We start from the raw sequence: 13,379 nt of genomic DNA on the forward strand, positions 1-13,379 counted from the left end.
GGAAGTGACCAGCGATGATTACCGATCCTAAAGATCGAATTGAGACTTCACAAGCGGCAGTCATTATGATCAACTATGTACTTGCGTCAGGTATTCTCACCTTACCTAGAACAGCTGGCGAAAAAGTGAAAACACCAGATGTCTGGATAACTGTTATTTTAGGCGGATTGATTGCGATGGTTATGGGAGTGATTATAGTCAAATTAAGCCAACAATTTCCCAATAAAACATTTTATCAGTACAGCCAAGACATTGTAGGAAAATGGATAGGCGGCTTACTAAGTCTATGTATTATCATTTACTTTTTTACGCTTTCCTCATTTGAAGTGAGAGTACTGGAGGAAGTAACAAGTTTCTTTTTACTGGAAGGAACCCCTGGCTGGGCTATTATTATGACGTTTATGTGGGTGGGTCTCTATTTGATGATAGGTGGCATCAATCCAATGGCTCGTATGTTTGGGATTATATTTCCGATTACAATCTTCATTTTTTTGTTAACGGCTTTTATGAGTATCGGAATATTCGAGATAGATAATCTCCGGCCGGTATTAGGATTAGGTATTATGCCAGTACTAAAAGGGATTAAAACAACAACTCTCGCTTATTCAGGTGCGGAAATCATGTTGCTCCTGTTGGTGTTTATGGAGAAGCCAAACAAAGGTGTAAAGGTTGTATTAGTTGGAATTACTATTCCTTTGATCTTTTATGTAATTACTGTTGTGATGGTAATTGGAGCTTTTTCTATCGATGGAGTAGTAACGAGAACATGGCCAACGTTTGATCTTATGAGAAGTTTTGAAATCCCCGGTTTAATATTTGAAAGGTTTGAATCTTTATTACTTGTAATATGGATTATGCAAATCTTTTCAACTTATACAATTTGTTACTATGCGGCTGCATTTGGCTTGGCTCAACTTTTTAAAAAGAACATTCATTCGTTTTTGTATGGATTACTGCCAATCGTTTACATCCTTGCTTTAATTCCTAAAAATACGAATGATTTATTCAAATTTGGTGATATGATTGGGAATACTGCTTTTTGTTTATTCGGTGTATTGCCAATTTTTCTTCTTATGACTGTGAGGTGGAGGAAACGAAAAAATGAAACAAAATCATAAAAATATACGATTCCTCCTTATTTTATCGTTGGTATTTTTACTTTTTTCTCTTACAGGATGCTGGAGTAGTCATGAAATTGAGGAGCTTGGTTTTGAAGTCGGTTTAGCATTTGATAAAGGAAAGGAGTCGGCTACTGAAAAAGGACTAGAAGAAGAAGGAGGTGGATATGCAAAAAAGAACCTGATTACCTCCACCTATCAATTTGTGAAACCGCAAGCATCAGGTGGAGGGGGGAAGGGCGGGGCCTCGCAAGGGAAAGCTTATACGAATGTTTCCGAAACTGGAGATTCTCTTCATCAAATGATTCGTGAAGTTTCATTAAGAAGAGATCGCCCTGTAATTTTTCATCATACGAAAGTGATTGTTATTAGTGCAAATCTGGCGCGTACGTATAGCTTAAAAAAAATAATGGATATTTACCTTCGTGATAATGAAATTCGACCAAGTTGCCTTATGTTAATTAGCAAAGGCCGAGCTAGTAAGACGCTAGAAATGAAGGAAGCAGGGGAAATTCCAGCGCTTCGCCTGTATGGAATTGCAGATAATCAATATAGAACGTCAAGAATTTTGCCTCCTGTTCCTCTTGCTAAATTGCCAGGAAAGATGCAGTCAGAATCCAGTTTTCTTTTGCAAAATGTTATTTCATCAAAAGGAGAAGTGAAATTTTCGGGAGCTGCTATCATAAAAGGAAAGACAAAAAAATTGCATGGTTTTTTGTCTGAAAAGGAATTGGAAGGCTTAACATGGATAACAGGGAAAGGGAAAGGTGGTCTAGTAAAAGGTATTGATAAAGAGACAGGCCAGCCGATTATGTATGAGGTTGTGTCTATGAAAAGTACAATCACCCCACATGTTAAAGGAAACAAAATTTCTTTTGATGTAAAAATCGAATCAGAGGGTCGTATATCTGAAAATTGGGTTACTTCGGGAAATCCTTTTAATAATAAATTTCTAAGAAGAGCAGAAAAAGCTGCTATACAAGAAGTGAATCGACTAGTAGATCACACATTAAAAAAGATACAAAAAGAATATGAAGTTGACGTTGCTGGCTTTGGAAACAGATTAAGAATTAAGAACCCAAAAGTATGGGAAAAGGTCAAAAAAGATTGGGATAAAACATTTAGTAAAGTTCCAATTAAATATAGCGTAAAAATAAACATTAAAGATTATGGAGCAAAAGGATCTTAATAGAAGAGAAAAGAACAGTGCGTGTAAATGTCACTGTTCTAATTTTTGTAAATCTAAATTGGATTTCATTGCATATACACTAATAATTTATCTACACTGACTATGGTTTTCTTATTTACAGTGACATGGGCTTTCCCAAGGATGAATCCACTCTTATTACGAATAACTTCATAATATAGATCTAATCGATCACCAGGCTGAACGGATTCTAAAAAATCTACTCCCTCAAGTGATGAAAGAAATCCAAATCCATCAGTATTTTCCACGCTGACAAATGCTCCGAGTTGTGCAATTGCTTCAACAATTAACATGTGTGGCATCGGCGTTTGCAATTCGGTTATAAACCATTCGTTACAACTTATATTTTTATAACCTTTTACCTATTTTCCTGACTCCATTTCAACGATGCCATCGATCATTAAAAATGGATACCGGTGTGGGAGTATGCTTTGAATATTAATATTACTCATGCATGACCTCCTTGATTATATTTAGATAAGAGAGAAGAACAGTGGATGTGTTCTCGTATTCTTTTTATAACGCCACTTGCTTTCTTCACATGTGGTAGGGAAAGGCCTTAACTGCTTTTACGCACGGTCAAGTACTCTAAAGTGGTTTTTATGTCGTTTTTTTAACTCGTATATATAGAAAAGGGTAGAAAAAGTGTAACTAATTTTTGATTAAAGCACTCTCACTAGAAAAAATGCCGCTATTTTTAATGTTGTTAACTACTTGTTTTAATTTTTCTTCATTTTGAACAAGGGCAATGCGAACAAAACCTTCTCCATGTGGGCCAAATGCATGACCTGGTGTAACAACGACATTGGCACGATTAATTAATGCATATGCAAATTCCAAAGAAGTATAATCTTTTGGAACTTCTGCCCATATAAACATGCTTCCAGCAGGCTTTTCAACATGCCAACCCGCTTTGGCTAGCCCATCAATAAATATGTCTCTTCGTTTTTGATAAATTTTCCGATTTGCTGCGCAATATGCAGTACCTTCTTTTAAAGCAACAGTTGCTGCTTTTTGAATTGGAAGAAAGACTCCATAGTCTGTATTTGATTTAAATTGGTTGAGCGCTCCGACGATTTCTTCATTTCCAATTATGTAACCAATACGGCTACCAGCTAAGCTATAGCTTTTAGATAAAGAGTTAATCTCCACACCGACGTCTTTTGCTCCAGGAACTGAGAGGAAGCTAATAGGTTTTTGATCATCATAATAGAATTCAGAATAAGCGAAGTCATGAACAACGATAATATTATATTCTTTTGCAAAAGTAATCACATCAGTAAAAAATGATTCCGTTGCCATTGCTGGTACTGGATTACCTGGAAAGTTTAAAATCATCATTTTTGCTTTTTGAGCAACTTCTTTTGGGATTGAATGTAAATCAGGAAGAAAATGATTTTCTTTTTTTAACGGCATAAAATACGGAGTTGCTCCTGCCATCGCAAGACCTGTCGCATATGCTGTGTAACCTGGATCTGGAACAAGAATAATATCGCCTGGATCAGCAAAAACCATTGGTAAATGAACAAGTCCGTCTTGTGATCCCATTAATAATAAAACCTCATTATCAGCATTTAAAGTGACATGATGATGTATCTTATAATATTCTGTTACGGCTGCGTGAAATTCTTGTGTACCAGTTAAAGTATATCCATAATTAGTCTTTTCGTTTGCTGCATTTACAAGTGTATTTATGACAATATCAGCAGGGGGCATATCCGGGTTTCCGATACTTAAATCAATAATTGCATGACCTTCTGCTATTTTCTTTTTTTTATATGTTGCTAGTTCACTAAAAATTGATGCTTGAAATGCTTCCATTCGATTTGCTAGCGTGAAATTCATGAATAACGCCTCCTAAAATACTGGTGTTGTAGTTATAACTTGTCTTGGAATTCTTATTATTTTATTTTTCTGAAAACACATACAAATATATTTTATCATTTTTTATGAAGATGTAAAAATAGTGTTGGTTGTAAAATTTCCTTTACCGTATATTTTATTTTAAAAATAATACTTACACAAAAAAAGAAGTTCTTAGAACATATGTTAACTTTGATTTTTATAACTAATTTTCGTAATTATGGAAATAATAGAGAGTGTATATCAACAAAAGGAGAAATACAAAATGAAGCAAATTCCTATCGGTGTATCAAATCGACATATTCATGTGACAAAAGAAGACTTAGAAAAGCTTTTTGGAAATGGCTATGAGTTAACGGTAGCAAAGGAGCTTTCTCAACCCGGAGAATTCGCAGCTGAAGAAACAGTTACGATTAAAACTGAGAAAGCCGAAATTGCGAAAGTACGAATCCTAGGACCTGTTCGCAAATTTACACAAGTAGAGATTTCAAAAACAGATGCTCGTCATCTTGGCATCAATGCCCCGCTTCGCTCTTCAGGAAACATTGATGGGACACCTGGTATTACTTTAATTGGTCCAAATGGTGAAGTTCAAATTGATAAAGGTGTAATTGTCGCTGAGCGGCATATTCATATGACAGCACAAGATGCAGCGCAGTTTCAAGTGAGCGATGGACAATATGTGAGTGTTAAAGTTAAAAGTGAGAGAGGATTGATTTTTAATCAAGTATTAATCCGGGTGAAGGATACATATGCTTTAGACATGCATATAGATACTGATGAAGCAAACAGCGGAAACATAAAAACAGGAGATTTCGGTGAACTAATTATATAATAATGAAAGCCATCTCAAAAATGAGATGGCTCCTACATATTCGGTGTTTGGGAAGTATCTTTGCTTAGTTGTTTTTGCTGTAAAACCGAAATGAAAATAATAAATAAGGAAATAACACCAAAGATAAGCACCATATACTGCAATCCAATTGTATCCAAGAAAAAACCAGTTCCAAGTAAAACAATTTGGAACATTACACGATCAAACATATTACGGAATGAGAATATTCGTCCATGGTAGCTTTTATCAATTTTCGTTTGGAAAATTGTTGACATAACAGGAAAGAAGCAGCCCACACTAAAACCAAACATACCAAAAGAGACAAGTGTCATCCATTTTATATCGCTGAAATAGAGAGATAAATGGGAGAAAGCAATGCAAAATGAAAAAATATACAGTAACTTATATGATGAAACACGTTCGGATAAACGTTTAATAACAAATGCACCAAGCATAAATGCTAGACCTTCAATTGTATAAATAAACCCTTTAATTGTTGTGTCATGCTGCATTTCACTAATATTTATAACCATTAAATTAAAACCGCCAATAAATAAAAGTGGAATAATACTTAAAATTAAAGCACGAAATGCAATTGGGATTTCTTTTAAAATACGAAATACTTCCATAAAACTTGTATTTTGACGTTGCTTTTCATTTGTTATATTTGTTTTTGTATCTTCAAAGTTTAAGAAAAAGGTAGAAAAGAATAATAGTGCGTATGCAGCCATCGAAAAAGCGTACATATATTTTAAACTCATTATAACGAGAAGAACACCGCCAAGCGATGTACCAACAATACGAGCAATCGTTGCGATATTCATATGAATCCCATTCATTTGTAATAGTTCATGCTCCTGAACGATAAGAGGGATAACAGATTGCAGTGCAGGGAAGTAAAAAGCTGCAGAAATTTGAATGGTGATCATAAATAAAATCATAAATGCAATGCTTTCATAATGAATAGCAAAAAACATAAAAATAACGCTTATGACACGACCAAACCCTGCATATAAAAGTACTTTTTTCTTGGAATATTGGTCAATAAATCTTCCGGCCATGGGACCAACAAGAACGCCAGCTAATAAACCAATAAACATAATAACGGACTTCATAAAATCAGATGGAACATGCTTTTGCATGAATTCCAAATTTCCTAAAATCCCAAGCCATAAACCAACCCCAGCAATAAATTCACCGGTGAGAACAACCCATACATTTTTATTATGCCACATAGAATAACCTCTCAGTCTCTAATTGTAGTAAAAACCGTATATAAAACCTCCTTTTTCATACTATCCTATAACTTCATTTTTTGAGTTAGAGTATATATTAAAGGTTTAAAAGAGGATTTTCAATTTTTTTGATTTAGAGGTTATTTCTGTTGCTGATAGCGCAACGTATTACTCCATTTTAAAATAAATTGCTATTTCACCTATTGAAAATGGTAATTATATCCATTATAATTTACTTACCGGTAAGTAAATAAAAAGGAGATTAAAAACCATGTCAATCAAATATGAACAAATTTTAGAAGTCGCATATAAATTATTTGCCGAAAATGGATTTGAAAGAACTAGTTTATCTATGATTGCAAAAGAAGTAGGTGTGACTAAACCTGCAATTTATTATTACTTTTCTTCAAAAGAAGAATTAATGAAAGAATTGTTTAAAGTAATTATAAAAGAAATAAATTTCTCTAAATTTTTTTCAATTTCTAACTATAGTAAAGAAAATTTTGAAACACAGCTTATACATGACGGAATTCATATGATACAAGTTCAAGAAAAAGACGTCTATTACTCCAAAATATTAAATGAATACGTTATGTTGAGCATGCGCGAAGAAAAGTATGGAAACTGGCTACAGGAAATATTACAGGATTATTTAAAAGGGTTTATTGAAATTTTACACTTTGGAGCTGAAATAGGAGTACTAAAAAATGAAAAAATTGAAGCGAAGGCACAATTGCTAACTTTAGTTGTAGAGGGATTAGATAAATATGTAGGAAGTTCATTCAATCTCCATGCGGAAGAAATTTGGAGGTTAACGGTAAAGAGTATTTTATAAAGGGGAGTAATACTATGGTTGAAAAATCAAAAAGAATAACAGGTTTCGATTTTGCTAGGGCACTTGCGATATTTGGAATGGTCATTGTGAATTATAAACTAGCAATGGGAGCAGATGGTAATGGGGCAGCGTGGATTATTTATTTCACAGGCCTTTTTGAAGGAAGGGCGTCTGCAATATTTGTTATTTTGGCTGGAATTGGTATCTCTCTTATGACCAAACAAGCACGCGTAACGAAAGATCCTACTCTTATAAATAAGAGTAAACATACAATTTGGAGAAGAGCGATATTTTTATTCATTCTGGGAATATTCTTATATACAATCGGCTGGAGCGCTGATATATTACACTATTATGCATTTTATATGTTTCTATCCTCTTTTTATATTGTCGCATCAAATCGTACTCTTCTATATTTTTTCATCGGAATTTTAACTACAGCACAAATTTTTCAACTTATATTTGATTATACGAAAGGCTGGGATACAACTTTCCATGAATACCCTGCGTTTTGGACACTAGCAGGTTTTTGGCGTAATCTCTTATTCAATGGATTTCATCCTATTTTTCCTTGGTTTTGCTTCTTATTACTCGGTATGTTGTTAGGAAGGCTAGATTTTGCACGAAATGATATAAGAAAAAAATTATTATGGTATTCTTCTTTTTCATTTCTTGTATTAGAAAGTCTTTCGTTTTTTTTTATTAAAACAATAAGTCCCTATATAGGCGGAGATATTGCAATATATATCTTTTCCACAAAACCCATGCCTCCAAATCTATTTTATATTTTATCTAGTTCAAGTACGGCTATTATCGTGATTATCTTATGTATATATGTCTCAGAAATTTTCACTAAAAATGTAATTATAAAATCTCTTATTCTAACAGGACAAATGGCATTAACACATTATATTGGTCACGTCCTCTTTTTATTTCCTTTAGTAGCTGGAAATTTGTTAGAAAATCAAACTCTATATATTTCGCTTATGTGGTCTATTGTTTTCTTTATAATTGCAATTGTTCTGTCCTATATTTGGCGATCTCGTCTTACGAGAGGACCAATCGAATTACTCATGAGAAAATATAGTGATTAATGATTGAGAATATGTCATATTTTCTATCTTGTGAGATTCATAGTAATCGATATACTTGATAGAGTGGAATATATTTAGCAGGGAGCAATAACAATGATTCGTGTACGTATTGAAGGAACAGAAACTGAAGTTATGCGATTTTTAAAAGATATGCCTGAGGTGCCTGGATATGAAAGAACATATTCACGTGAACCACGAAAGGGAAATAATCCGAAGTATACAAATAGCAAGAGTGTTTTAGCATATCTCACATATAAGCAAATAAAATAACCGATCCTATTTAGGATTGGTTATTTTATTTTATATAAGATAGAGAAGAAATATACTTATAGCCTTAATGAGTAGGTAATGAGGTTTATATGGAAATACGACGAACACAGAATGTTAATTTTTATATTTTTCAACCAATAAAATACAAAAATATATTGACTATTTAATTGAGAAACATTATCATTTTAATTGTTATATTGATAGTGATAATCATTATCAATAAATTAATAATAGATAAATGAAGCCCTAAAATTTATTTCTTAATTACCTACATCTTAGGAAAGGAAAATAGCTATATGAATCTTACAGGAAAAGTGGCACTCGTTACAGGCGCTGCCCAAGGTATTGGAGAAGCAGTAGTACGCATATTTGGTGAGTATGGTGTACAAGTTGCTGCTGTAGATAAAAATATAACTGCACTAGATAAACTTGTTTCTGACCTAACTGCTAAAGGTGTTTTTACGAAAGCGTTTGCCGTAGATGTTAGTGACAGCGCATGTGTTGAAGACATTGTCAATCAAATTGAAAATGAAATGGGACCAATTGAAATTTTAGTTAATGTCGCTGGCATACTTCGCATGAGTCCCATTGATTTGTTGAGCGACGAAGAGTGGAATGAGGTTTTTTCAGTTAATTCCACTGGAGTTTTTTATGTATCTCGTTCAGTGAGCCGACGCATGATGTCTCGCAAGTCTGGTTCGATTGTAACAGTGGGCTCAAATGCTGCATCTGTACCACGAATGCATATGTCCGCCTATGCAGCGTCTAAAGCAGCGGCAACAATGTTTACAAAATGTCTTGGTTTAGAGATGGCTAAATATAACGTTCGTTGTAACTTAGTTTCTCCAGGTTCAACATATACTGAAATGCAGCGGCTACTTTGGAATGATGAAAATGGAGTTGAAAAAATCATTGCAGGTTCGCAAGATACGTACAGATTAGGAATTCCATTAAACAAAATAGCAACTCCTTTAGAAATTGCTGAAGGAGTTCTGTTTTTAGTTTCAGATAAAGCAAGTCATATCACAATGCATAATTTGTGTATTGATGGCGGTGCTACTTTAGGAGTCTAAATTTAAATAGAGGAGGCTGTAAAATGATGAATCATACAACTGCTTTAAGGGAGTTAGCGCCAAAGCTATTAGATGACTATAAAGCTGAATCTTCTTTCTTTTTTGCTTCACCTTATCGAACCATACTTGCCGAAGGAGTGTTTACTACAGTGAAGCATAATCAAGTAGAAAATTTTCCAGAGCTTGTTCATGCTGTACTAAGTAATGCAAAGCAAGCGGGCCATCGTAATCCAATTGTTGTAGGTGCTTTACCTTTTGACAGACAACGACCTGTACAGCTTGTTGTACCTCAGGAAAGCAGGGTTGCTGATTGCTTACAATTCGCTGCTCAAGATCAAGTCCAGCTGTCTTCTACACTTACATATGAAATGAAACCTGTTCCATCACCTGCAGAATATATGCGTGGTGTAGAACAAGGATTAGCAAAAATAAAAGCAGGTGACTTTAAGAAAATTGTTCTATCTAGATCACTGGATTTGAATTCTCCAGAAAAGATTAATATTCAAAAGATACTTCGTGATTTAGCGAAGCACAATAAACACGGATATACGTTTGCGGTAGATTTACCGAAGAGTGAAGAGGAAAAGAATAGCGATATTTCACTAGAACGTAGTCGCACACTTATAGGAGCTAGTCCAGAGTTACTTGTTTCACGTAATGGAATGCAAGTCGTTTCTAATCCTCTGGCAGGATCTAGACCTCGAAGTGAAGACCCTGTAGAAGATAAGAGACGGGCAGAGGAACTACTTTCTTCAGCTAAAGATTTGCATGAACACGCTGTTGTTGTTGAAGCAGTAGCTGCTGCATTACGTCCGTACTGTCGTATATTATACGTTCCGGAAAAGCCATCATTAATAAATAGTGAAACGATGTGGCATTTGTCTACAGAAGTAAAAGGAGAATTATTTGATACATCCGTTTCTTCATTAGAACTTGCACTTGCGTTGCATCCCACACCGGCTGTTTGCGGAACTCCAACTGAAAAAGCTAGGGAAGCTATTAAAGAAATTGAACCGTTTGACCGAGGATTTTTCACTGGGATGCTTGGCTGGAATGATTTAAATGGTGATGGTGAATGGATTGTTACCATTCGATGTGCGGAAATTGAGGAGAATTCACTTCGTTTATTCGCGGGAGCTGGTGTTGTTGCAGATTCAAAACCCGTGGAAGAATTAGCCGAAACATCTGCTAAATTTCGCACGATGCTACGTGCCATGGGATTGAATAATGAATTACTGGAGGGATAAACGATGTTAACAGGATGCTGCGAGTGGCCGAAGGAATTTGCAGATCAATATAGAGAGAAAGATTGCTGGCGCGGGGAGACGTTTGGAAAAATGCTACGAGAACGTGCAGAAAAGCATGGTGATCGAATTGCAATTACAAGTGGAGACACGTATGTAAGTTATGCTGAACTTGATAACAAAGTAGATCGTTTAGCTGCAGGTCTTCGAAGTTTAGGAATAAAGCAAAAAGATCGAGTTGTTCTTCAATTACCTAATGTTGTGGAATTTTTTGAAGTATGTTTTGCGCTCTTTAGGATTGGTGCGCTTCCAGTCTTTGCATTGCCATCACATCGAAGTAGTGAGATAAGTTATTTTTGTGAATTTGCTGAAGCAACGGCTTATATTATTTCTGATAAACAGCTCGGATTTGATTATCGCAAGCTTGCTAGAGAAGTAAAAGAGAAAGTACCAACGTTACAACATGTCATAGTTGTAGGAGAAGAAGAGGAGTTTGTAGGAATACATGACCTCTATATGGACCCAGTCAATCAGTCCCAAGTACAATCTAATGATGTAGCGTTTCTACAATTATCTGGCGGAACAACGGGGTTATCTAAATTAATTCCACGAACACATGATGACTATATTTATAGCTTACGAGCAAGTGCTGAAATTTGTAAATTGGATAAAGCCAGTGTGTATCTAGCTGTACTTCCTGTTGCACATAACTATCCACTTAGTTCACCGGGAGTTCTTGGAACATTATATGCCGGAGGAAGGGTAGTGCTTGCTTCTGGAGGAAGTCCTGATGAATCTTTTTCTCTTATCGAAAAGGAACGCGTTACAATAACAGCACTTGTACCACCACTTGCGATGGTATGGCTTGATGCAGTAGCGTCTCGAAATAATGATTTATCGAGTCTTCAAGTTTTGCAGGTGGGTGGTGCGAAATTTAGTGCTGAAGTTGCTAAGCGTATACGCCCGGCATTTAATTGTACATTACAACAAGTTTTTGGTATGGCTGAGGGATTAGTGAATTATACGAGATTGGATGATTCAGAAGAAATCATTATTCATACGCAAGGAAGACCGATGTCCGAGTTTGATGAAATTCGTGTCGTTGATGAAAAGGATCATGATGTGGCGCCAGGACAAGTAGGGAGTTTGTTAACTCGTGGACCTTATACAATCCGTGGTTATTATAAAGCTGAAGAACATAACGATAAATCATTTACTTCCGATGGATTTTATCGCACTGGCGATCTTGTCAAAGTAAATGAGCAAGGTTATCTAATAGTGGAAGGGCGCGATAAGGATCAAATTAATCGCGGCGGCGAGAAAGTTGCTGCTGAAGAAGTTGAAAATCATCTTCTAGCTCATTCAGCTGTACATGATGTAGCAATTGTATCCATGCCAGATGATTATTTAGGTGAACGTACTTGTGCCTTCGTAATAGCACGCGGACAAGCACCAACTGTCAGTGATTTAAAAATGTTCTTAAGAGACCGTGGGATTGCAGCATATAAAATTCCAGATCGTATCGAGTTTGTAAAATCATTTCCACAAACTAGTGTAGGAAAAGTAAGCAAAAAAGAATTGCGTAAAGTTATTGCTGAAAAACTTAATTTTACAGTGTAGTCATAGATTGTCTATAAATAATTTTAATAATACTCGGAAGGAAGTGATTAGATGGCTATTCCGGCTATCTCAGTATACACAATGCCAGTAGAGGCAGATTTACCAAATAATAAAGTAATGTGGAAGCCAGATCCTAAACGCGCAGTTCTTCTCATTCATGATATGCAAGAGTATTTTTTGGATGCATATCATGCAGCGGAATCACCGAGAGTAGAACTTATTTCAAATATTCAATCAATCAGAAAAATATGTAAAGGACTTAACATTCCTGTTATTTATACAGCGCAGCCAGGTGGACAAACAATAGAACAAAGAGGATTATTGCAAGATTTTTGGGGGGCTGGCATTCCTGATGGGCCTCATAAGAAAAAGATTGTAGATGAACTTGCTCCAGATAGGGATGATATTTTCCTTACAAAATGGAGATATAGTGCTTTCAAGAAAACAAATCTTTTAGAAATTTTACACGAACAAGGGCGTGATCAGCTTATTATTTGCGGGGTATATGCGCATATTGGATGCCTTTTAACAGCGTGTGAGGCATTTATGGATGGGATTCAGCCATTTTTCATTGCTGATGCAGTTGCTGATTTTTCACAAGAACATCATAAACAAGCTTTGCAGTACGCATCTGATCGTTGTGCAGTAACTTTAACAACAAATTCATTATCGAAATATTTAGAGGATTATAACGACACTTCTTCGATAGAGAGAGATTCAAGATTTACATTACAACGAGTACATGAGCAAGTAGCGGAATTGCTTCGTGAATCACCATCTGCTATTGGAGAGGAGGAAGATTTATTAAATAGAGGACTCGACTCAATTAGAATTATGAGTTTAGTAGAGAAGTGGCGCCAGATGGGGGTAGAAGTTACATTCGCAGATTTAGCTGAACGTCCAACAATTTCTGAATGGTTTCATTTGTTGTCTTCTCAAACAGAAAAGATGCTGTCAAATACGGATAACATGATAAAGGAGTAAG

Annotated in this window: 12 protein-coding genes and 1 pseudogene; 10 read left to right on the top strand and 3 right to left on the bottom strand. The window is 35.4% G+C overall.

The genetic code is table 11. From position 1 onward, the window contains the following. Positions 1-14 precede the first annotated feature (14 nt). Both AB1280_RS05880 and AB1280_RS05885 read left to right on the top strand, forming a co-directional pair. Entirely contained in the window at positions 15-1,118 is a 1,104-nt protein-coding gene (locus tag AB1280_RS05880) for a spore germination protein (protein ID WP_429755192.1), read from the top strand. Further along, positions 1,102-2,307 carry a Ger(x)C family spore germination protein gene (locus AB1280_RS05885; protein WP_429755193.1) on the top strand — a complete coding sequence of 402 codons (1,206 nt, stop codon included), beginning with the start codon at positions 1,102-1,104 and terminating at the stop codon, positions 2,305-2,307. Before AB1280_RS05880 ends, AB1280_RS05885 begins: the two co-directional genes overlap by 17 nt. A 65-nt stretch (positions 2,308-2,372) precedes the next feature. Here the strand turns inward: AB1280_RS05885 and AB1280_RS05890 are convergent. Together AB1280_RS05890 and AB1280_RS05895 are read right to left on the bottom strand one after the other, a co-directional pair. Then, positions 2,373-2,768: pseudogene (locus AB1280_RS05890) on the bottom strand (3-hydroxyacyl-ACP dehydratase FabZ family protein). Between the two features lie 208 nt (positions 2,769-2,976). Further along, positions 2,977-4,170, bottom strand: a complete 1,194-nt coding sequence (locus tag AB1280_RS05895; protein ID WP_272187686.1) for an LL-diaminopimelate aminotransferase — start codon at positions 4,168-4,170, stop codon at positions 2,977-2,979. 283 nt (positions 4,171-4,453) lie between these two features. Here AB1280_RS05895 and pduL point away from each other — a divergent pair, with 283 nt between their 5' ends. Further along, positions 4,454-5,023 (top strand): phosphate propanoyltransferase, encoded by a 570-nt coding sequence (pduL, locus tag AB1280_RS05900; RefSeq protein WP_429755194.1) that lies wholly within the window; start codon positions 4,454-4,456, stop codon positions 5,021-5,023. Between the two features lie 32 nt (positions 5,024-5,055). Here the strand turns inward: pduL and AB1280_RS05905 are convergent, their stop codons facing one another. Then, on the bottom strand, positions 5,056-6,258 hold the full coding sequence (locus AB1280_RS05905; protein WP_429755195.1) for an MFS transporter: 1,203 nt from the start codon (positions 6,256-6,258) through the stop codon (positions 5,056-5,058). Positions 6,259-6,529: 271 nt separating this feature from the next. Between AB1280_RS05905 and AB1280_RS05910 the strand changes: the two genes are divergently transcribed. The 7 genes from AB1280_RS05910 (at position 6,530) to AB1280_RS05940 (ending at position 13,378) form a co-directional block, all read left to right on the top strand. Next, positions 6,530-7,093, top strand: coding sequence for a TetR/AcrR family transcriptional regulator (locus tag AB1280_RS05910; protein WP_272187689.1), 564 nt, complete (start codon positions 6,530-6,532; stop codon positions 7,091-7,093). 14 nt (positions 7,094-7,107) lie between these two features. After that, complete coding sequence (locus tag AB1280_RS05915) at positions 7,108-8,187, top strand: DUF418 domain-containing protein (protein WP_429755196.1); 1,080 nt, start codon at positions 7,108-7,110, stop codon at positions 8,185-8,187. A 93-nt stretch (positions 8,188-8,280) separates the two neighbouring features. Further along, positions 8,281-8,457 carry a DUF3970 family protein gene (locus AB1280_RS05920; protein WP_272187691.1) on the top strand — a complete coding sequence of 59 codons (177 nt, stop codon included), beginning with the start codon at positions 8,281-8,283 and terminating at the stop codon, positions 8,455-8,457. A 296-nt stretch (positions 8,458-8,753) separates the two neighbouring features. Beyond that, positions 8,754-9,530 (top strand): 2,3-dihydro-2,3-dihydroxybenzoate dehydrogenase, encoded by a 777-nt coding sequence (locus AB1280_RS05925; RefSeq protein ID WP_429755197.1) that lies wholly within the window; start codon positions 8,754-8,756, stop codon positions 9,528-9,530. A gap of 26 nt (positions 9,531-9,556) precedes the next feature. Then, a complete protein-coding gene (gene dhbC, locus AB1280_RS05930) occupies positions 9,557-10,777 on the top strand; it encodes an isochorismate synthase DhbC (protein ID WP_429757288.1) in 1,221 nt (406 codons plus the stop codon). Between the two features lie 3 nt (positions 10,778-10,780). Then, positions 10,781-12,394, top strand: coding sequence for a (2,3-dihydroxybenzoyl)adenylate synthase (locus AB1280_RS05935; RefSeq protein WP_429755198.1), 1,614 nt, complete (start codon positions 10,781-10,783; stop codon positions 12,392-12,394). Between the two features lie 51 nt (positions 12,395-12,445). Beyond that, the gene (locus tag AB1280_RS05940; protein ID WP_429755199.1) at positions 12,446-13,378 is read left to right on the top strand and encodes an isochorismatase family protein; all 933 of its coding nucleotides are present in this window, start codon (positions 12,446-12,448) and stop codon (positions 13,376-13,378) included. Position 13,379 lies beyond the last annotated feature (1 nt).

Origin of the sequence: Bacillus sp. S10(2024), assembly GCF_050473865.1 — a bacterium.
Taxonomy (GTDB): domain Bacteria; phylum Bacillota; class Bacilli; order Bacillales; family Bacillaceae_G; genus Bacillus_A.

Bases quoted from the DNA above. Each gene is read 5' to 3' on its own strand.
- dhbC (WP_429757288.1), top strand. From the start codon at position 9,557: ATGAATCATACAACTGCTTTAAGGGAGTTAGCGCCAAAGCTATTAGAT.
- AB1280_RS05915 (WP_429755196.1), top strand. From the start codon at position 7,108: ATGGTTGAAAAATCAAAAAGAATAACAGGTTTCGATTTTGCTAGGGCA.
- AB1280_RS05905 (WP_429755195.1), bottom strand. From the start codon at position 6,258: ATGTGGCATAATAAAAATGTATGGGTTGTTCTCACCGGTGAATTTATT.
- AB1280_RS05880 (WP_429755192.1), top strand. From the start codon at position 15: ATGATTACCGATCCTAAAGATCGAATTGAGACTTCACAAGCGGCAGTC.
- AB1280_RS05920 (WP_272187691.1), top strand. From the start codon at position 8,281: ATGATTCGTGTACGTATTGAAGGAACAGAAACTGAAGTTATGCGATTT.
- AB1280_RS05895 (WP_272187686.1), bottom strand. From the start codon at position 4,170: ATGAATTTCACGCTAGCAAATCGAATGGAAGCATTTCAAGCATCAATT.
- AB1280_RS05910 (WP_272187689.1), top strand. From the start codon at position 6,530: ATGTCAATCAAATATGAACAAATTTTAGAAGTCGCATATAAATTATTT.
- AB1280_RS05940 (WP_429755199.1), top strand. From the start codon at position 12,446: ATGGCTATTCCGGCTATCTCAGTATACACAATGCCAGTAGAGGCAGAT.
- AB1280_RS05885 (WP_429755193.1), top strand. From the start codon at position 1,102: ATGAAACAAAATCATAAAAATATACGATTCCTCCTTATTTTATCGTTG.
- pduL (WP_429755194.1), top strand. From the start codon at position 4,454: ATGAAGCAAATTCCTATCGGTGTATCAAATCGACATATTCATGTGACA.
- AB1280_RS05935 (WP_429755198.1), top strand. From the start codon at position 10,781: ATGTTAACAGGATGCTGCGAGTGGCCGAAGGAATTTGCAGATCAATAT.
- AB1280_RS05925 (WP_429755197.1), top strand. From the start codon at position 8,754: ATGAATCTTACAGGAAAAGTGGCACTCGTTACAGGCGCTGCCCAAGGT.